Origin of the sequence: Anaerolinea thermolimosa (assembly GCF_001050195.2) — a bacterium.
GTDB classification, from domain to species: Bacteria; Chloroflexota; Anaerolineae; order Anaerolineales; family Anaerolineaceae; genus Anaerolinea; species Anaerolinea thermolimosa.
The window spans coordinates 2,094,247-2,114,009 of record NZ_DF967965.1; the positions used below are offsets into that span (position 1 = coordinate 2,094,247).

20 protein-coding genes and 1 other annotated feature are annotated in these 19,763 nt (G+C 52.0%); of the genes, 1 reads left to right on the forward strand and 19 read right to left on the reverse strand.

The features are described from left to right. Window positions 1-33: 33 nt before the first annotated feature. The 10 genes from ATHL_RS09490 to ATHL_RS09530 form a co-directional block, all read right to left on the reverse strand. On the reverse strand, window positions 34-933 hold the full coding sequence (locus ATHL_RS09490; protein WP_062192701.1) for a zinc-dependent alcohol dehydrogenase: 900 nt from the start codon (window positions 931-933) through the stop codon (window positions 34-36). Further along, window positions 897-1,625 (reverse strand): zinc-dependent alcohol dehydrogenase, encoded by a 729-nt coding sequence (locus ATHL_RS09495; RefSeq protein WP_062192704.1) that lies wholly within the window; start codon window positions 1,623-1,625, stop codon window positions 897-899. Before ATHL_RS09495 ends, ATHL_RS09490 begins: the two co-directional genes overlap by 37 nt. Further along, the gene (locus ATHL_RS09500; protein WP_062192706.1) at window positions 1,582-2,331 is read right to left on the reverse strand and encodes a RibD family protein; all 750 of its coding nucleotides are present in this window, start codon (window positions 2,329-2,331) and stop codon (window positions 1,582-1,584) included. Before ATHL_RS09500 ends, ATHL_RS09495 begins: the two co-directional genes overlap by 44 nt. Continuing rightward, window positions 2,332-2,973 (reverse strand): GTP cyclohydrolase II, encoded by a 642-nt coding sequence (gene ribA / locus ATHL_RS09505; protein WP_062192709.1) that lies wholly within the window; start codon window positions 2,971-2,973, stop codon window positions 2,332-2,334. Window positions 2,974-2,986: 13 nt separating this feature from the next. Next, on the reverse strand, window positions 2,987-3,328 hold the full coding sequence (locus tag ATHL_RS09510; RefSeq protein ID WP_062192712.1) for a DUF7475 family protein: 342 nt from the start codon (window positions 3,326-3,328) through the stop codon (window positions 2,987-2,989). A 2-nt stretch (window positions 3,329-3,330) separates the two neighbouring features. Beyond that, on the reverse strand, window positions 3,331-3,621 hold the full coding sequence (locus tag ATHL_RS09515; protein ID WP_062192715.1) for a lysylphosphatidylglycerol synthase domain-containing protein: 291 nt from the start codon (window positions 3,619-3,621) through the stop codon (window positions 3,331-3,333). Between the two features lie 35 nt (window positions 3,622-3,656). Continuing rightward, on the reverse strand, window positions 3,657-4,391 hold the full coding sequence (locus ATHL_RS18870; RefSeq protein ID WP_062192717.1) for a lysylphosphatidylglycerol synthase transmembrane domain-containing protein: 735 nt from the start codon (window positions 4,389-4,391) through the stop codon (window positions 3,657-3,659). Further along, on the reverse strand, window positions 4,331-4,990 hold the full coding sequence (locus ATHL_RS18875) for a hypothetical protein (RefSeq protein ID WP_062192720.1): 660 nt from the start codon (window positions 4,988-4,990) through the stop codon (window positions 4,331-4,333). Before ATHL_RS18875 ends, ATHL_RS18870 begins: the two co-directional genes overlap by 61 nt. After that, complete coding sequence (locus ATHL_RS09525) at window positions 4,990-5,466, reverse strand: CDP-alcohol phosphatidyltransferase family protein (protein ID WP_084001326.1); 477 nt, start codon at window positions 5,464-5,466, stop codon at window positions 4,990-4,992. Before ATHL_RS09525 ends, ATHL_RS18875 begins: the two co-directional genes overlap by 1 nt. A 187-nt stretch (window positions 5,467-5,653) precedes the next feature. Next, window positions 5,654-9,100 (reverse strand): isoleucine--tRNA ligase, encoded by a 3,447-nt coding sequence (locus ATHL_RS09530; RefSeq protein WP_062192725.1) that lies wholly within the window; start codon window positions 9,098-9,100, stop codon window positions 5,654-5,656. Between the two features lie 46 nt (window positions 9,101-9,146). Then, window positions 9,147-9,404, reverse strand: a binding site (T-box leader). An 82-nt stretch (window positions 9,405-9,486) separates the two neighbouring features. Between ATHL_RS09530 and ATHL_RS09535 the strand changes: the two genes are divergently transcribed. Further along, the gene (locus tag ATHL_RS09535) at window positions 9,487-11,442 is read left to right on the forward strand and encodes an ArnT family glycosyltransferase (RefSeq protein WP_062192728.1); all 1,956 of its coding nucleotides are present in this window, start codon (window positions 9,487-9,489) and stop codon (window positions 11,440-11,442) included. 54 nt (window positions 11,443-11,496) lie between these two features. Here ATHL_RS09535 and ATHL_RS09540 read toward each other — a convergent pair whose 3' ends face one another. From ATHL_RS09540 to ATHL_RS09580, 9 genes are all read right to left on the reverse strand, one after another. Then, the gene (locus ATHL_RS09540) at window positions 11,497-13,620 is read right to left on the reverse strand and encodes a hypothetical protein (RefSeq protein WP_162787663.1); all 2,124 of its coding nucleotides are present in this window, start codon (window positions 13,618-13,620) and stop codon (window positions 11,497-11,499) included. After that, window positions 13,566-14,870 (reverse strand): thymidine phosphorylase, encoded by a 1,305-nt coding sequence (locus ATHL_RS09545; RefSeq protein ID WP_062193017.1) that lies wholly within the window; start codon window positions 14,868-14,870, stop codon window positions 13,566-13,568. The genes ATHL_RS09540 and ATHL_RS09545 overlap by 55 nt, the downstream gene beginning before the upstream one ends. 429 nt (window positions 14,871-15,299) lie before the next feature. Next, complete coding sequence (gene jag, locus ATHL_RS09550) at window positions 15,300-16,049, reverse strand: RNA-binding cell elongation regulator Jag/EloR (protein ID WP_062192733.1); 750 nt, start codon at window positions 16,047-16,049, stop codon at window positions 15,300-15,302. Continuing rightward, on the reverse strand, window positions 16,046-16,861 hold the full coding sequence (locus ATHL_RS09555) for a YidC/Oxa1 family membrane protein insertase (RefSeq protein WP_062192736.1): 816 nt from the start codon (window positions 16,859-16,861) through the stop codon (window positions 16,046-16,048). The genes jag and ATHL_RS09555 overlap by 4 nt, the downstream gene beginning before the upstream one ends. A 12-nt stretch (window positions 16,862-16,873) precedes the next feature. After that, window positions 16,874-17,953 carry an outer membrane protein assembly factor BamB family protein gene (locus tag ATHL_RS09560; RefSeq protein WP_062192739.1) on the reverse strand — a complete coding sequence of 360 codons (1,080 nt, stop codon included), beginning with the start codon at window positions 17,951-17,953 and terminating at the stop codon, window positions 16,874-16,876. 50 nt (window positions 17,954-18,003) lie between these two features. Continuing rightward, the gene (gene yidD / locus ATHL_RS09565; RefSeq protein ID WP_420807574.1) at window positions 18,004-18,210 is read right to left on the reverse strand and encodes a membrane protein insertion efficiency factor YidD; all 207 of its coding nucleotides are present in this window, start codon (window positions 18,208-18,210) and stop codon (window positions 18,004-18,006) included. A gap of 46 nt (window positions 18,211-18,256) precedes the next feature. Next, window positions 18,257-18,622 (reverse strand): ribonuclease P protein component, encoded by a 366-nt coding sequence (gene rnpA, locus ATHL_RS09570; protein WP_062192741.1) that lies wholly within the window; start codon window positions 18,620-18,622, stop codon window positions 18,257-18,259. 64 nt (window positions 18,623-18,686) lie between these two features. Beyond that, window positions 18,687-18,860 (reverse strand): 50S ribosomal protein L34, encoded by a 174-nt coding sequence (gene rpmH, locus ATHL_RS09575; protein ID WP_062192744.1) that lies wholly within the window; start codon window positions 18,858-18,860, stop codon window positions 18,687-18,689. A gap of 170 nt (window positions 18,861-19,030) precedes the next feature. Then, complete coding sequence (locus ATHL_RS09580; protein ID WP_062192746.1) at window positions 19,031-19,762, reverse strand: potassium channel family protein; 732 nt, start codon at window positions 19,760-19,762, stop codon at window positions 19,031-19,033. Window position 19,763: the final 1 nt, after the last annotated feature.

The following is a 19,763-nucleotide window of genomic DNA, read 5'->3' on the forward strand; positions in this document are numbered from 1 at the left end:
TCTTTTCTGCCGGTACGCCCGGCTATAACAGGATTAAGCATAGCGAAAAACCACCTGAAGCGTGTCTTCAGGATGTTCTGCCAGGCACCGATAAGCCTGCCCGGCCTGTTCCAGGCAAAACTGGTGGGTGATCCAGTGGGCCGGCTTCAGCTGGCGAAGCACCTCCCATGCCACTCCGAGCCGTCGTGACTTTGTCCAGCGCCCCAACAACTGTGGATCCAGCGAGCTCACCTGACTGCTGATCAACCGAATTCGACTGCGATGGAATCGCCCGCCGAGATTTAACGCAACGGGTTTCTTCCCATACCATGAACCAATCACCACCCGCCCGGCAAATCCCGTCAGCCCAATAGCCTGATCAAGCGCCGCCGGTACCCCCGATAACTCATACACCAGGTCAAATCCATCCGCCATTCCCAGTTGCCTGAGCATCTCACGGCTCTGCATCCACCCCTCACGATCTTCAGGGTGGAGTGCTTCTCTTGCCCCCAGACTGAGGGCCTGTTCTCGCCGTTTTTTATACCGGTCAAAACAGATCACTCCTGCCAGCGGGTGCTTCACAAGCAGTGAGGTCGTGAGCAATCCCACAATTCCCAGCCCAAAAACCGCTGCAAACTCTCCGATCATCGGCCTGCCGTCCATGAGAAAATTTACCGCGGTTTCCATGTTTGGCAAAAATACTGCATCTTCAGGTGAAAGATCAGTTGGTACGGGGATTAAATCGGTCAGATTGGCCACAAAGTGAGACTCATGCGGATGGAACGAGAACACCAACCGCCCATGCCAGGCAGGATCAACGCGCGAACCCGTCTCAACAATCCGACCAACACAGGAATATCCGTACTTAAGCGGGTACCGAAAGGAACCCGTCAGAGAAGCGATTGTCTCATCCACGGTTAACTCTTCAGGGAATTGCCCGCGGTAAACGAGCATCTCTGTTCCGATAACTCATACACCAGGTCAAATCCATCCGCCATTCCCAGTTGCCTGAGCATCTCACGGCTCTGCATCCACCCCTCACGATCTTCAGGGTGGAGTGCTTCTCTTGCCCCCAGACTGAGGGCCTGTTCTCGCCGTTTTTTATACCGGTCAAAACAGATCACTCCTGCCAGCGGGTGCTTCACAAGCAGTGAGGTCGTGAGCAATCCCACAATTCCCAGCCCAAAAACCGCTGCAAACTCTCCGATCATCGGCCTGCCGTCCATGAGAAAATTTACCGCGGTTTCCATGTTTGGCAAAAATACTGCATCTTCAGGTGAAAGATCAGTTGGTACGGGGATTAAATCGGTCAGATTGGCCACAAAGTGAGACTCATGCGGATGGAACGAGAACACCAACCGCCCATGCCAGGCAGGATCAACGCGCGAACCCGTCTCAACAATCCGACCAACACAGGAATATCCGTACTTAAGCGGGTACCGAAAGGAACCCGTCAGAGAAGCGATTGTCTCATCCACGGTTAACTCTTCAGGGAATTGCCCGCGGTAAACGAGCATCTCTGTTCCCGGGCTAATCGCCGAAAGCAGTGTCTCAACCAGAACCTGCTCCGGCTTTACCGGTTCGAGCAACTCTTCCCGCACCTCAATTTCTTCTGGCGCCGTGAAATACAGCGTCCTGCGCTTCATGGTTCCCCTCCCCAAGTAAACCCCAGATGACCATGTCTCTGCCAAGCTGCATCATCTGCGGATCAATGATCTCAGGCAATTGACCTTCCCGCAAAAAATTCCCCCGAACCTGAACACCACCTGCCCAGAAAGGAGCGATCGTAATCACCACCTGATCAACCAGCCGGGACAAGAGAAAACTGGCAATGACCTCAGCCCCCCCTTCTACCATCACGCTGGACATTCCATGCTTTTTAAGGGAACGTAAAATCTCACCAAGGCTCAATCGCCCGTCCTCTTCTTCACTTTTCACACGAAATATCCGCGCCCCCTTTTCAGCGAGAATTTGCTCCCTCTCAACCGGAACATCTTCTCTACAAAAAATCCATGGTTTGAGGTCTTCCCGTTGCATCAATGCACAATCTGAAGGTGTTCGTAAAGAGCCATCCAGAATCACCGGTTGGGGATGCGGCCCTCCGGCCAATCGTGCCGTCAACCGGGGGTTATCTGTAAGTAAGGTACCAATACCAATTAAGATACCCTGATGCACCGCACGGAGCTGGTGAGTTAAAAGCTTGCTCTCCGCTCCGCTGATCATGAGCCGCATATTCGCTTGTGTGGTCAGGCTTCCATCCAGGCTCTGGGCGTAACTGAGTGTTACAACCGGGCGCCCCAGCCTGTCACTTCGGTGATATATATCCTGAGTCAATCCATGCAATACATCCATTCAAATCCTTGAGATGAGAATCTGCATGAGCAATTGCTTATTCAGAAGGTGATTCATTCGATTGACTTTGGTGAGAAGATACGCGGCATTATCGGGATACACCGTAGCTTCGATGGGAATCCGCTGACGTACTTCAATCCCCAGCCGTTGCAACTCATGTATTTTATCGGGATTATTGGTCATTAACCGAACCGATCGAACCTCCAGATCTTTAAGAATGGCTGCTGCGGGAGAGTAATCTCGTGCATCCGCAACATGCCCCAGCGCCAGATTAGCATCTACAGTATCCAGACCATCATCCTGTAAATTATACGCGCGAAGCTTCTCTTTCAACCCGATTCCTCGCCCCTCCTGACGTAAATAAATTAACACTCCCTCCCCTTCCGATGCAATCCACTCCATGGCTCGCCGTAACTGTTCTCCGCAATCGCAGCGGCGTGAACCAAGTACATCACCGGTAAAACATTCAGAATGGATGCGCACCAGCACGTTCTCTTTCTCAGCCACATCTCCCATAATCATGGCCAGATGCTCTTTATCGTCCTGATTATTCTCATACACGCACAGTTGAAAGGCCCCCTCCGCTGTGGGAATACGAGCACAGGCTGCACGATGAATCTTATATCGGTTATTTATTTTCATGTTCACCCACCTTTCAGGATTTTTTCCGTTCCACCCACAACAGAATAATCAGTAAAAATTCGGCGGATTTTGCCGTAATTCCGGGAGCATCGAGGGTGCCATTAATGATCGCCCATAAAACAATCGTCAATGCACTGTAGGCAATCAGAATCCAGCGAATCCACTCCCGAAAAGGCACCAGGAATTTCAAAGGGATTAAGAAAAGGCCTGTTAACCCCACGTATCCCAGAGCATTGAGCAAGAAAAGAACATCCCCAAAGCGCAATCCAAGAAAGAAATGAATCACCGTGGTTACCATCGCTGCCAGAATGATGGCCACATGAATGGCTCGAAATGAATATGAATACCGTTCCATGTTCACACCTCCTTGATGTGACTGCTCCAGGTAAAAACCGATCCGCCCAGGATAAGTCCAGTGAGGCCCAGGGCCATATCTCTGCTGCGGATTAATAAACTGGCAGCCAGCGCACAGGTTGGATCAATCCCCACTGCCCGCATGGCCAGGAAAAGGCTCAATTCCAGGGTTCCTATCCCTGCAGGTGAAGGCAAAAGAAAGGCTATCCGAACTGCCGTTAGAACACCTGCCATCTGCAAAAGGGTAACTGGCACCCCCAGGTACCGCAACATGAAAAAGAACTCACCGCCCATGACCAGCCAGGCAAACGTCGAAATTCCAAGCCCAGTTAGAAAAACCTGTGGCCTCTGGAGAAAAACAGCTCCCAGGGATTCTTCAACTTCTTTAACCTTTCCCAGCGTATGCGCAAAGAACGGAGTCTTTCTTCTTTCAAGATCATCTCAAGAACCCTGGTGAGCGGTCGCTTTCCTCTGCTAAGCGCCATCAGATGAACAAAGACCATTCCAGCCAATCCAATCCATCCTCCAACCAGCCAGCCGGTACCTTCAGGGCTCAAAACTCCACCAGCAGACAGGCCAATCAAACCAGGTATCAGAAATACCCAATTGGTCAGCCCCTCTACTGCTTTATCTAAATACACACTGGCGACCGCAAGTGAAACTTTGACATTGTGGCGGGAGCTAAGCAGGTAAACCTGGTACGGCTCCCCTCCAAATTGCGGCCCCGGGGAGAAATAACTGACTCCAAAACCTGCCAGGCGATAAGCCAGCAAAGGGAGAAAAGAAAAGCGCACCCCCAGAGAGGATAGAAGAAATTGCCAGCGCCAGGTCCACAACCCCAATATCCAAAGATTGAGAGCCAACAGCACCCCAATCTTGCCAGAACTTAGACGCTTAAGGGCATCCCACACCGGATCGAGTGGAAAAGAGCGAAAAACAACCACCGCTAACAATACCAGCGTCAGCCAGAACACCACCCCCCAGACAGAAAAGGAGAAGAATCTTAGCCTTGCGGTCTGGTTTCGCCCGCGCGGTGGTAAATCATCCACTCGTCCGCTTTCCATAAAGAGTACCTTCCTGTTCCCGTTAACATCAGGGCCACGCCCAGCAGAAGTACCCCCCAGAACCACCCGTTCATGGCATTGCCTTTCAAAGCCAGTCCGCTCAACAGGATCAAACCCAACGCAGAGGTACGTCCCAGTACCCCGAGAACAACCAAAACCAACCCCAGTCCTGTCCCGCCAACCATCCACCAGAGCGGGACCGGAGACCTGATCTCCTGACAGAGGACAACCACCAGGTTTAAGGCCAGAGCCACCCGTAACAGATACGGGATCCACTTCCACACCATATTCAAGGTAGTCTGAATCCAGCCTTGAACACCCGTATTCCAATTCCATCTCAGCCCACAGACGGCCAGCCAGTCTCTGATAAAACTTCCCATGAGAGGGAACATCAACAACGTAGCCGCACCCTGTGTAACCGGTGGAGAATAAATCGGTAGCAGAACCACGGCAATAAAGCCCATTTGCATACCGGCCAGAGCACGGCGCGTCATAGAGGGTGGCATCGGATAATTCACCAGCCCAATACGGTTGCGAACCCACATACCCAACAAAAAGAGATATCTGGCCAGACCAACCAGCAAATACCATACTGGCACTACACCATATTGAACCAGTAGGCAACTGCCAACAAGCACTCCAATCCATCCCAGTGCATATCCAGGGTTTCACCGAGCAGACTGGTACGCCGGGTTGCCCTGGCCACCCATCCATCGAGATAATCAAGCAACGCCGCTCCAAAGTAGAGCAGGCCGGGAATCCACTCTGCAATCCCTGCCGGACGTGGAAGCCAGAGGAACCCGGCAAGCATGGCCAACCCTCCGGCCCGCACCAGCGTAATCCAATTGGCCAGCCCAAGCGTTGAATACAACCCTCCATCTCCAGAGGTATAGTTTTTCTCTAAATTCTTCCAGAGGTGAGCGAGAATGTAACCCATGAGTCCTCCGGCGACCACCCCCCACTGAAGAACATGCCTCTCGCTCACCCAGCCAGCTCTCAGAAGGGCAGATCCCCCGGCCAGAAAACCTCCAAAGGCCATTCCAACAAGAATCCACTCTCGCCTTAATCTATCCATCTGTTTCTTTCTTGTGTTGTCAGAATCCCTTACTTTTTATGATCATACAAGATAATTAAGGTTATTTTACTCTTGTTTATATCTTTTGATACAAAAAAAATTCCCCCCATGGATTGCAAAAATCCGCAGGCTGCCCGGGATTGGTACAGCCTGCGGATTCATGGCGTTCCAGGAATTGTTTAAATCATCAGGGAGTGTATCGCTTTAAGCCGATTTTCACCTTCTCCCCATCGAATTGATCTTCCACCACCACCATTTCAGCATCCGGCTCTCCCGTTGCCAGATCAACAGTGAGGGTCTCATTCATAATGTAATCCCGGAATTTTTCCACCGCGTCTGCAAGCAAGCCAGTGGCCACAAACCGCAGCCGAATGCGATCAGAAATTTCCAGTCCGGCCGTTTTTCGTAAATCCTGCACCCGGCGGACAAATTCACGCGCCAGCCCTTCAGCCCGGAGCTCTGGAGTGATGACCGCATCAATGGCAACTGTGAAGCCCTTATCAGAGGCAACCGCCAGCCCTTCCACCGGCATGGTCTGCACGATGATCTCAGCAGGGGCCAGCTCGATCTCCTGGCCATCAACGTTCAACTTCACTCCCTGCCCGGCCTGCACCAGGGCCGCTACCGAGGACGGGTCAAGAGCCGCCAGGGCCGCGCGCACCTTTGGGAAAAGAGCGCCAAAACGAGGTCCGAGAGTTTTATTATCCGGCAGTACCCTGAAATTCACTAACCGGCTGGCCTCTTCAACAAACTCAAAATCCTTAACATTCAATTCATCGGTGATTATTTCCACCAGATCCGGCGGTAGTGACCGGTTATTCCCTGCGAAAGCCATCGCTCTGGCCAGAGGTTGCCGAACCTTCAGGTTTGCTCCACTCCGTGCCGCCAGTCCCAAACTGGCCACCATCCGCGCCAGATTCATCTGCTCCAGGAACACTCCATCAATCGCCGTTTCATCAGTAACTGGCCATCGGGTATGATGCACACTCTCATACGCTCCCTCCCGAACATTCCGCACCAGATTCTGGTACATTGCCTCAGTAACGAAAGGTGTGAGAGGGGCAAGCAGGCGGGTTAACTTCACCAGAACGTGGTACAGTGTGGCATAGGCTGCCTGTTTATCATCATCCGATTGGCTCTTCCAGAATCGCCGTCTTGACCGCCGAATGTACCAGTTGGTGAGGTCATCGATGAAAACGCCAATCGATGTCGAAGCGGTATAAAAGTCAGAGTCGTCCAGGCTGGCAGTCACCCGCGCGGTAAGCTGGTTCAAACGCACCAGAATCCATCGGTCAAGAATATTCTCGCTCTGCGGCGTGGCACCTTCCGGAAAATCCCGATCGAAAGTCCCCTGGGGTAGCCATCCATCCAGTCGAGCGTAGGTCACGAAGAAGCTATACGCATTCCAGAGCGGGATAAGGAATTGCCGTCTCGCCTCATCACCCCGGTTGTACCCGAAGAGCAAATCATTCTCCGGTCGCTGAGTCACATAGAGCCAGCGCATCACATCCACCCCCATCCTGTCAGCGGCTTCATTAAACTCAATGGCATTCCCCCAGCTCTTATGCATGGGGCGACCATCTTCAGCCACCAGCGTGGCGAAACCAAAATTCTGCAGGAAGGGCGGACTCTGATCGATCACCGTGGCCATAGCCAGCAGACTGTAAAACCAGTTTCGGAACTGACCGGGGAATGATTCTGTGATCCATTGTGCCGGATACCACTTTCGCCAGTAGTCCGGATCGGAACGATATCTCAAAGTGCTAAACGGCACAATTCCCGCATCTAGCCAGGGATTGCCAACGTCCAGAACCCGTTCCATCTTCCCACCGCAGTGCGGGCATTGAATCTTGACCGCATCAATGAAGGGGCGATGCGGCGTGTGTCCTTCGAAAATCTCCCACCCCTCCACAGCGCGCGCCTGTAACTCTTTTTCGTCCCCGATAACCTCATAATGATCGCATTCCTTGCACACCCAGATGGGCAAAGCCAGACCCCAGTAGCGCTTCTTGCTGATCATCCAGTCGTGCATATTGCGCAACCAGTCCATCTCTCGGGCATAACCAAATTCAGGAATCCAGCGAATCTGGTCAACCACATCCATAATCTGATAACGCAGACTGCGTGCCTTTTCTTCCGGGGTCAATTCACTGCGGGGTTTATCATAGACCTCGCCCATACTGATGAACCACTCATCTACCAGCCGGAACACCAGCTCACTATGGCAACGCCAGCAAGTGGGGTAGCGATGTGTGTATGGGGCGACACGGTAAAGTAAGTCTTTTTCTTTTAGATTGGCAAAGATGGGGTCTGCTACCTCTGAGACATGCATCCCGCTTAACCATAAAAAGCCATCCACAAAGACCCCTTCTTCGTCCAGCGGAGCGATCATCGGCAGGCCATATTTGCGGCCAAGCTGAAAGTCCTCCGCTCCACACCCCGGCGCAATATGGACAATCCCCGTTCCTTCCGTCTCCCCCACCTCTTCCCAGAGGATCACCCGATGGGCCTGAGCCGCGCTCTGAGATACCCCCGCCGATACTTCTTTAATCTTTGAAAATCCTCCGGCGATCTGAGCCGCGGGTAAATCATCAAATGGCCCGGCATACTTCCAGCCTTCCAATTCTGTGCCCTTTAACTCTCCCAGTACCTGATAGTCTCCACGCAACATCGAAAGTGTACCTTTTGCCAGGTAGTAGACCCGATCGCCATTCCGCACTTTGACATAGGTAAGGTCTGGCCCTACCGCTGCTGCCACATTGCTGGTCAACGTCCACGGGGTAGTCGTCCAGACCAACAACGCTTCGGGCAAACCGGTTTGGGCATCCAGCCTGGGTTGGCCATTTTCATCGAGCAACGGGAAGCGCACGGTAACGCTATTGTGAGTTAATTCAGCATACCCATCGGTGACAATTTCATGCTGGCTGATCCCTGTAGCACAGCGCGGACACCAGGGCATCACATCCACACCACGGTAGACCCAGCCCTTTTCCCAGCAGCGCTTCAGGAAAGTCCAGATCATATAATTGTTTTCAGTGGAGAAAGTAAAATAACTTCCTCCCAGTTCAGGCATTCCCAACCGCCCGATGAGTTCTTCCACCGTTCCGGTTACCGGCCCCTCCACCCCTTCCAGGGTAATGATCTGCCGGGGGTTTTCGAGAAGCTTTTCTCCCAGCCAGCGCAGGGTATCCGGTTCATTCCAATCCATCCAGTATCCCAGGCGAATCGACTGCTCGGTCTGAACCGCTGCATACTTTAATACACGTGCCTTGCAAAGGCGCACAAACTCTTCGAGCCCAAAGGATTCGATGTCCTTTTTAGTCTTGAAGCCTTTTTCTTTCTCCACTTCCACTTCAACCCACAGGCCCTGACAGTCAAAGCCGTTCTGATAGCGCAATTCGTGCCCTTGCATCGTGCGAAAACGCTGCATGGCATCCTTATAGGTACGGCCCCATCCATGGTGCACCCCCATGGGATTGTTGGCTGTAATCGGCCCATCAATAAACGACCAGTGGGGTTCTCCTCTATGCAATGTGCGCAGAGTATCGAAAGCCCGGCTCTCCTTCCAGAATCGTAAGATTTCTCGCTCCTGGGCAGGAAAATCCACTCGGTTGGGTACTTCTTGAAAGCCCATGCTTTTGAACCTCCAGCTAAAGAATTTAAATAAAACATCTCGACCCCACAGGGACGAGATGGAACTCGCGGTACCACCCTGCTTCCCACCTGAATGGCGGGCGCTCTTTCGGGTACGTCCTCCTCGAAGATACCCGCGCCTGCGATAACGGCTGGCGAGACCGGCTCACCTACTGACAGCTTACCCTGCGTTCAGATTGCAGCTCCGGAAGGATTTTCCATTCATTGTGCCGCCCCGGCTCTCACCCTTCCCGGGTTCGCTGACAGCACTTCATGAATGTACTCGTTTCCATCATCGCTTTATTGGAAGGTATTATACTCACTCCTCAAGAAGGCGTCAACGTGCCCGTGTTATAATATTGCGCCACTCTACCGCCCGCGATAACTATGCTGATACTACCCGCCGCCCTTACCCTTACATTATTTTCTCTGTTTACCGCTTCCATCCTGGTTATCCGCACTCGGGTAGGGTTCCTGCTGGCGGTATATCTGATCGCCTGTGCAAATGTGGTTCTTTCATTTGAACTGCTCGGGTTATTTCACCAGCTCAACAACCCGACAGCTTTCCTGGGTGTCCAGACCCTTTTCCTGGCCATAACCATCCTTCTTTGGTGGAAAGAGAATCGACCACCTTTATTGGAACCATTTACGGATGATCTCAGGCATCTCAACTGGGGGAACCTTGGCTCAACTCTGCGGCGGCATCCCATCCTCTGGTTACTCGCCCTTGCACTTGACCTGACTTACGCCATCAATGCCTACCTTATCCTGGTAGTACCCCCGAATAATAATGACAGTTTATACCTGCACATGGCACGAGTCGTGAAATGGTTGCAAACTGGCACTTATTTGCCATTCGATACGCACATTTCGCTCCAGGTTTTCTACCCATTTAACGTCCAGAGCCTCTTTTTCTGGACGGTTCTATTTTCGTCGTCCGATCAGTTCGTGGGGTTTGTGCAATTTTCAGCCGCCTGGGTCACGGTAATATGCATCTACGGCCTGGCACGCCAGTTGAACTTCTCGAAACCTCAGGCGGTCTTCGCCGCGCTCATGTGGGCCACCTTCCCGCAGGTGTTCTTTCAATCAACCACTACCCAGAACGATCTTGTTCCGGCCGCCTTTGTAGCCAGCGGGGTTTACTTTATGGTCATTGCTCTTCACAATCCCACCGATCATCCCAGCCGAATTCTCTCCTTACTCGGTATCGCCCTCGCTCTTGGCGCCAAACAGACGGTCTTTTTCCTCCTTCCAGGACTGGCCGGAATGTTCTTCCTTTTACTCTCGAAAGTAAAACCCCCCATTCACATCCTCTTGAGAAACTGGGTGGCGACCGCCAGTTTGTTTTGCCTTTTCTTTGCTGCGCCGATCTACATTCAAAACCTGATGACCTACTCTCATCCGTTCGGAGATCCTGCGTTCATACAAACCGAGGCCGGCCCACAGGATAATACTCCCGTCCTGCAATCACTCTGGATCAACCTCAACCGGTTAGGGTATCAGTTTATCGATACCAGTGGCCTGCCGCCCTTGATCGAAGGCTACCTCTTTCGCGGTAAAGCCCACCTGGCCAGTTTCATTTACCAGAGACTGAACCTGCCTCTCGAATCTCCCATTGCTACCAACCCTAAAACGATCATTCCGTTTCAGTTTTTTCGACGCCCACCCCTTCAGGAAGATGAGACCTGGTTTGGTATTTTTGCCCCCTTCCTTATTATCCCCTCAGCCATCTATGGGGTAATCCGATCCTTTCATTCAAAGAATCCTTTACCTGCCGGTTTATGGATGCTGAGCCTTTCTTTTACCCTGCTTGAAATACTCGTCCGCCCTGGTTGGGATACCTATCTGGGCCGGAATTTCATTCTGGCGCTTCTTTTCCTGACCCCTTTTCTGGGATATGTTTACCCCCGGCAGAACGGCTTCCACATCCCCATTATGGTTGTGGTTGCCCTTTCGGCGTATATGGTCTTTAATTTTGCGCTCAACAACACTTCTAAACCGCTCATCGGCCAGAAGGCTATCTGGGTTTTAGATCGGGCCGACAAACTCACTCTTCAGAACTTTAACCTTCGCGAACCCGCCCGGCTCGTAGAGCAATCTGTCCCGGAAAATGCTTCACTGGCATTGCCTGGAGGCCTGTGGGAATATCCATTTTATGATCCGCATTTTCATCGCCACCTTCTTCCTATCGATAATTCCCCGTCCAGGCTCGATGTCAGCTGGCTTCGTGATCACAATGTGCACTACATACTGCTTCCCAGGGAAACCTCTGAATCGGCCCTTCCTCCTGACGGGCAGGTAATTTCCACCAGCCAGCATTGGAGGCTCGTATTCCTGCCATAAACGCCGATCACCTGCTCTTTTACATCACCGAACCCCTCTCTTAAAAGATACTTTTTACGGGCTGCTCTGATCCTGAACATAGCGAAAGAGCGCTGTATCAAAGACTGCCCCAACATACACCAGCCTATCCTTCAGGCTTTTGTAATATGGATAACTTGAGGTAACAATATATGCGTTGCTGTACACATAATCTAAACCCATCCGGTCAATAAAGGCTCGTGCAGTTTCCGCTTTCATGCTCTGAAAATACTCGTAACTGTTAATCAATCCATCCAGGTTAACCACCGTGCGCCCCTGAAGGAAGTACGCCACTGCACCCCCACCCGTCATACCAATCTTTGCTCCCGGTTCCGTTAAGGCCATCAATTTCTGAGCTTCCAGACGATACATCGAACCTTCTCCCTCCGCTGTACGAGGATAATACACACTGCCCACTTGAAATACAAAGATCATCACCACCGTCAGCCCCGCCGCCGAGAGCAACCCGATTCTGATTGTCCTGAAGAGATTTCCTATCTTCTCTTCCATAAATCGGAAAACCACGTCCAGTCCAAAACCTCCCAGAGCGACAATCGCCAGGGAATGATTTACCCAATACCAGGTGCGTGTGTTGGCATAAAGCGTGCCACCATAATAGAGCGTTTGTAATAAACTTCCACTGAAAAGTACCAGCCACCCTGAGTCCCCAAGCCGACGGAGCAATCGGGAACGGCCAGCCCAAAACAACAGCCCGGCCACTCCGAGAAGGATCAAAAAGGCGATCCCATCCACAGCTTCGGGCATGGAAGAGATACCCGGTATCAACCTCTTCACGAATCCTGAAAATGGTGAGAGAGCCAGCCACCAACTCCCCACATTGGGGTTGCTCGATATTCCCAGTAAACGCAAAAAGGAATCCGCCGGTTGCCCATAAACTGTATCGGGAACACTACCCCACCAGTGCTTAACCTGGCCACTAACCGGCATGGGGGTGCCAAAGGCCGCCCAATTCCAGATCATATATCCCCCAAGCAGGATTGAAAGAGGCAAAAAATAACCCAACCCCCTTCGCAACCATTGGTTAACAGAAGTTTTTAACAAATCCTGGGGCGGCTGAGAAAGTCCCGATATCGCGCCTGAATACAACAAGCCAGCGTATACCCATCCTCCCAGAACCAGAGTTATCCCCAGATCATACACGATCACCAACCGTGGGAAAGTCGGAACCACCCCGACCAGATTAAGAAAAACCATGATTCCACCGGTCAACAGGGAAGATAAGACCACAGCCCCTGAAAAGCGCATCCATATCTGGCTCTTCCTCAAACCGCCCGCACCCTGAACCACTCCCATCCAGAAAAAGGTTACCAATTTTACCCCCAGGCCTATCACCAGCATCCCGTATATGGATCCAAGGAAAGGTGCGATATGCCGTCCAAAGCCGAGGCGCAGGTAAAAACTTGAGAAAATCGAAATAGCCCCCACCAGAATCAAACTAAGGGCCGGGATACCCAGCCGTTGTTTGTAAAGGGTGTACCATATTCCCACACAGAAAACCACGAACACATTGTCAAGTCGGCTAAAGAGAGCCAGTGCCGCGATTAACCCAACCTTCAGAGAACCGTCAACGCCATCATTAGCAGTATCGCTGGTTGCAACCACCAGAAGAAGCACCACAAAGAAAGCATTGATCCCGGCTTCCAGTCCTTTTTGCGTCGTCACGCCATGAATAGCCGGCCAGAACACCCAGAACGCCGCTGCCAGGCCCGCAATCGGACGATCTATCCACCTCCCAAGCCAGCGGTACAGAAGCAACCCTGTTCCAGTATTCAAGGCTATCAAGACCACCACTAACAACCGCAAGGGCAAAATCAGGTCATAACGCGCCAGGGCAAATATTGGAATACAAATCAGCATCCATAATGGATGAAAGCCATTCGTCTGGTTAATACCGTCAAAAGTGATTCCCCTTCCCTCAGTAATATTCTGGGCTACTTTGTAATAATAAAAGGCATCATCGGTGGAATACCAGTTCAAGAGAACATCTGGCTGGCTGAATGGGATGTGCCCCTGGAGCAAGACAGCCAGTAAAAGTAGCACCCATTCGTATCGCATTCGGGAAACCCGGCGAATCAACCCGCTCACTATTCCATCACTCCATAAAAAAGTGGAAGAGGGGCAACCGGGGTTTTCGACCATTGCAGCGCCCCAGAAAGCCTCTCTGCAGCTGCTTCAGCCTCTTCCACTGAACGAGCATGGATGGTAAATAGCGGTTCTCCCTGTTCCACATACTCACCCACTTTCCTGTGCACCATGATCCCTACCGAATGATCAATGGGATCCCCTTTCTTTTCACGTCCTGCACCCAGGGTCACCGAGACCTCTCCAATCGTCCGGGCATTCACCTGAGACAGCCAACCCGATCGATCCGCAGGAAGTGTCTGGATTACCGGTGCGCGTGGTAACTTTTCTACGTCATCCACGAAACTTACATCTCCTCCCTGAGCAATCACCAGCTGGCGGAATTTCTCCCAGGCCTGCCCCTCAGCAAGGGCTTTTTCAAGCATCACACGCGCCTGGTTAAGATCCTTTGCCTTTCGCCCGGCCACCAGCAGGTGGCTTCCCACCACCAGACAATGTTCCCGAAAGTCTGCCGGGCCACCCCCATGGAGGGTTTCAACGGCTTCCCGTACTTCCAGTGCGTTCCCTACTGCCTCCCCAAGGGGTTGATTCATATCCGAAAGCAAAGCAATCACCTTCCGCTCACTCAGACGGCCAATGGCTACCATCAAGCGCGCCAGCTCACGGGCATCCTGGAGCGTCTCCATAAAAGCACCCGAGCCCACCTTAACGTCCAGCACAATCACCTGGGCCCCACCGGCAATTTTCTTGCTCATAATCGAAGAGGCGATCAGGGGTTTTGAGGGTACTGTGCCGGTAACATCCCGTAAAGCGTATAGTTTACCATCCGCAGGTGCCAGATCAGCGCTCTGACCGGTAAGCACCAGGCCGATGCTTTTTAACTGGCTCATAAATTCAGCGGTACTCAGATCAGTGCGATAACCGGGGATCGATTCCATTTTATCGAGCGTGCCCCCGCTGAAACCCAGCCCTCGCCCCGACATCTTCCCCACCTTCAATCCACATGCCGCCACGGCGGGTTCTACGACCAGGGTAGTTTTATCACCCACCCCCCCAGTGGAATGTTTATCGACCACGATATCCACGGTTCCGCTCAGGTCAAGCACCTCCCCGGAATAAGCCATTGAAAGGGTAAGATCGGTGGTTTCCTGATCGCTCATTCCGTTGAGTAAAACGGCCATCGCCCAGGCAGCTACCTGATAATCTGGAATTTCACCCCGGGTGAAACCCTGCACAAAGAAGTCTATTTCTTCACGAGAGAGCGCCAGTTTATCCCTTTTCTTTATAATGACGTCTACTGCACGCATCATCATCCGTCCTTTCTGAGAATCAGAGCCTTTACATTTTCCTGAATGGCCCACCAGAACGATCCAAATTAACCATGATCACCAGTCCCTGGAAAGCCGGGTGTTCCAGAAATAACGGCTGGAAACCGTAATCGGGTAAGGAATCGCCTAAACGCCCCCCAGGACTCAGATGGGCCCATTCCAGGTCAACGCGCAGAAACAAAAAGACCCCTCCAGAAGAATCATGCTTATGACCACCAGAAGTCTTCTCAAGAGGATTCTTCCCAGTAGTCACAAAAGCGGAAATACCAACCCATTATACCCAAAGGTAGAAGTTTAATTTTTTCTGAACCCTCCCATACCTGAAGGAAAAAGATGCCCATAAGTTAAGGATGTTCGAACATCATGTCCGAACATCCTTAATGATTTTCAACGCGCCATGTTACAGGATTATTTTTTCAAGAAGATCGTTACTTTTCGGTTAGGATCTTCACCAATGCTCTCCGTTGCCACCTGAGGATGATCACGCAATTCGAGATGGATAACCCGGCGCTCATTGGCGGGCATCGGTTCAAGCACCTGTCGCCGCCCGGTATGAATAGCCTGCTCAGCCATGCGCCTGGCCAGCACACGCAACTGACGTTCACGGCGAGCCCGGTAACCCTGAACATCGATCATCAGAGGGATCCAGCGGTTGAGACGTTTTCCCACAATCAGGCTGGTAATATACTGTAAAGCGCTCAAAGTCTCAGCCCGGCGACCAATCAAAATGCTTAAATCATCACCCTCAATGTTGACCAGTACCGTGTCTTCATCGTCTTTCTCTTCCGCAGGCTTGATCGTGGCGGTCACCTGGGCTTTGATTTTCATCTTTTCCAGCAATTCCATCACCGTCTGGCGGGCGGTAGAAAGGATGTCTTCCTGAGGAATACCATCTCTCGCATCCAGGGCGACCTGTTCTTCCTCAAAGAGGGCACTGGTCTGCCGTAAAGATGATTCCATAACCTTCTCAGGCTCGCTCCGCACCGTTAAGCGAACCCGCGCCTGACGGCTTCCCAGACCAAACAACCCCCGGGTTCCCGGGTCCAGCACCTCAACATCCACGGCCTCTTCCGAAAGATTCAGCTCGTTCAGCCCTTTTTGAATCGCTTCTTCAACCGTTGGGGCAATTACTTCCAGTGTGGTTTTCTCAGCGCTCATTTCTTACCTCGAACAGGTTTACCTGTTTTTTTTACTTCCGGTTCTTCCACAGCTTTAGGTTTGGGTAGCAAATTTCTCCAATTCGCCTTACCCAGCAGTGCATACTGGCCAATGCTGAACAGGTTCGACACGATGAAATACAATGAAAGCCCCGATGCCAGGGTCAACCCCATATATCCCATGAGAAAAGGCATATACAGGTTCATCATATTCGACATCATCGCCGTCTGGTCTTTGGGATTCGTTGATGGCGGAGTCAGTAATTTGGATTGAATATACGTAGTAGCCATCACAATGATCGCCATCACCGGAATTCCAAAAGGAAGGAAGGGGAGAACCAGGCGTTCCGGCTGGCTCAAATCCATCCAGAGAAACTGGTTATTGATTGGCAGAATACGCGAAATATCCAGGAATGGATACAGATGCCGCGTTAAAACCAGCATGTCATAGGGAGTATGCGGCATAGCCTTATACAGGCTCTGGTACAACCCAATAATGATCGGAAACTGGATCAGAAGTGGCAAACACGAACCAAAGGGGTTGATGCCCAATTCCTTAAGCAATGCCGCCTGTTCCTGCGCCAGTTTCTCACGATCATTCTTGTACTTTTCCTGAATTTCTTTATATCGCGGGTGATTCTGCAACTCCTGCATGGCCTGCCCACCTTTGATCTGTGAGACCATTAAAGGATGGGTAATCAGGCGCACAAGCAAGGTAAACAGAATAATCGCGACCCCAAAGTTTTGCCCCATCAAGGTATAGATAAAAAGCAAAACGTTGGTGAAAGGGGTAATGATGATAGTATCCCACATAATTCACGCTCACTAATTCCCGGGTGGATTGTATGTCCAGTCTTGCTTCCCCTGGGCATCAAAGGTGACCAGCAGGTGTTCAAGTTCCATACCACCCACAGCGGCCAGATTTTCGGAAAGCGAAAGGCTGGAATAAATTTTTCCCTTTAAAGTGCGTGTCCACCCACGCGCGCCTTCTCGGGTTACGATGAACACTTCACCATTCTCAGCACCAAGCAGGTAACCATCGCCCAGTTTGACCGGCGACGCAATGATCGACCCGGTCGTACTCACCGTCCAAAGCGTTGCTCCGCTCTGAGCATCCAGGGCATACACTTTGTTCTTATCGGTGCCAAATACGAGGCGTCCATCATCCAGCAGCGGCGGGTTCCACACTTTCCCTTCGATGGTTTCGCGCCAGACCACCTTTTGTTGTGCCGCATCTACCGCGATCATCTCTTGAACAATCGTTGATAGGTAAAGCATCCCATCAGGTGCGAGCACCGGTGCATGTAACATCGATCCACCCAGGTCCATTTCCCAGGCCAGCTTTCCGGAAGCCAAATCGATGACATAAAGGTAATGATCTGTACCGGGCAAATAAACCCATTTTCCATCGCTGGCAACACCGGCCCATAACGCATCGCGCGCCTTGAAGCGCCAGAGAAGCTGCCCTGTATTGGCATCCAGGCTATACAGATAACGATCCGTAGAAGGGATCAAAACGGTATCGTTTACCACCAGCGGAGAAGCAATGAAACGGCCTTTTCCCTGCTCATCGCGGAAGGCCCAGAGTTCTTGGCCGCTCTCATCGTCGATGGCAATGACCTCATTGTTCATATTACCGGCGATCACTTGCCTGCCATTCACTGCTGGCGCCGCAATGAATGAATTTTTCGCATCTGGCTTCTCCGGATAACGCCAGATCTGCGTGCCGTTGGTGGCGTCGATTTTGATCAACTGAAGCTGAGCATAATAGACTGCATTTCCGGCGTGGCTTAAACCGGGCCAGTTGTTCACCGCCACTCCGCTGCAGGCAGCCAGCATCAGTGACGCCAGCGCAAGCAGAAAGATCACTTTCCAGATAGATTTTGGAGAAGAGAAAGTATGCAACCGATGTCTCCGTCTACAATACAAAAACCGGTCTGGATTTCTCCCGGCCATCAAGGCACAGGGTCGTATCCACCCGGGTTGAAAGGGTTACAACGGATAACGCGCTTTACCGCCAGCCACGCGCCTTTAACCGCCCCGTGTTTATAAATGGCCTGATAACCGTAATGCGAACAGCTCGGATAGAACCGGCATGTATCGGGTGGCAGTGTCGGAGAAACCACCGCCTGATAGGTTCGAATCAGGGCAAGCAAAACCAGGCGTGGTAAATTCCACACCGTAAGGGGCAAATCGCGCAGGCGAGGCTCATTCGCGTAATCGTGATTCATTCGTAGAACGCATCAAAAGGTGCGCCTTTTCCAGTAACATTTCCAGCACAGCTCGCACTTTCCAGTAACCGGCTTCGGGTAGAGGCTTTCGTGCCAGCAAAAGAAGATCCCATCCGGGCTTCAGGTCAGGCAAAAAAGATTGCATGGCGGCCCGCAACAATCGTTTGGCACGGTTTCGCACTACCGCCGGGCCCACTGACCTCCCGGCCGCAACGCCTACCCGTATTTCCTCCGATTGATTGGGAGCAACCAGCATAACAACAAGTGGGTGCGGGAAAGACCTGCCGGTACGCCGCACCCTTTCGAAATCGGTGGATCGTTTCAGGCGATACCTGCGATTCACCCATTTACCTGTTCCCTGAATGCCTGGTGATCCGTATCTTTAGCGAGTCATTCTCTGCGCCGGGTTACCAGCGGATGCGCTTGGTGTGATTATTCATTGAAACGGTCAGGCGCTGGCGCCCTTTGAGCCGTCGGCGCTTGAGAACCTCGCGCCCATCTCGGGTTTCCATCCGAGAGCGAAAACCATGTACTCGCAGGCGGCGGCGAATCTTGGGTTGGTACGTTCGTTTCGTCGACATGCACGTTCCTTTCTTAATTCTCTAAAGTCGATTCACTCCGCGCCGAGCGAAACGAAGCGTCAGGAAAGAACTGTTGTCAGACCCTTCGTTTCGTCCAGGCCAGAGATTTTCACTGTGTAACAGGGCAACAAGGCTACCCGCGAGGGGCAATTATACCATGATTTCACCGCTTACCGCCGAATGATCCGCCCCAACCCCTTCTCGCCGTTCTGACCAGAAGATGGCCTGGATGAATATTCGGGGGCGCTGAACAACTCGGCCAGCTCGCGGGCTCCTTCGAGGTCAGCCACCGCAAGAATCTCATCCCCTTCTTCGATGGCAGTCACCCCACGAGGGATCATCACCTCACCCTTGCGAATAATAGCAGCAATCACCACATGTTCAGGCAGCGGTAAATCTTTAATCGCCTTCCCCACCGCCCGCGCACCTGCCGGGATCTTTTCCTCTACCAGTGAGTAATTCCCCCGGCGTAACTTGACCAGGGTAATCATATCGCCAAGAGACATTTCCTCTTGAATTAAACTAGCCAGAATTTCAGCCTGGTTAACAGCCACATCTACATAAAATTTCGAGTCGAACAGCCAGGCATTGCGCGGATTATTCACTCGGGCAATCGTCCTGCGGGTGTGATAAAGAGTACGCGCCAGATAGCAAAGGGTCAGGTTGTTTTCATCGGAGGTGGTGGTAGCCGCCAGTACATCAGCATCCCGAATACCTGCCTGCTCCAGTACTTTCAGATCCATCACATCCCCTTCGACAATCACCTCGGTGGGCAACTCAAGGTGAATGCGGCTTAAAACGTCAGGGCGATTCTCTACCACACGCACATCGTGATCCATGGCAATTAAGAGCGAGGCCAGTTGAGCGCCGGTTCGGCCACCACTGCAAATTAGAACAAACATA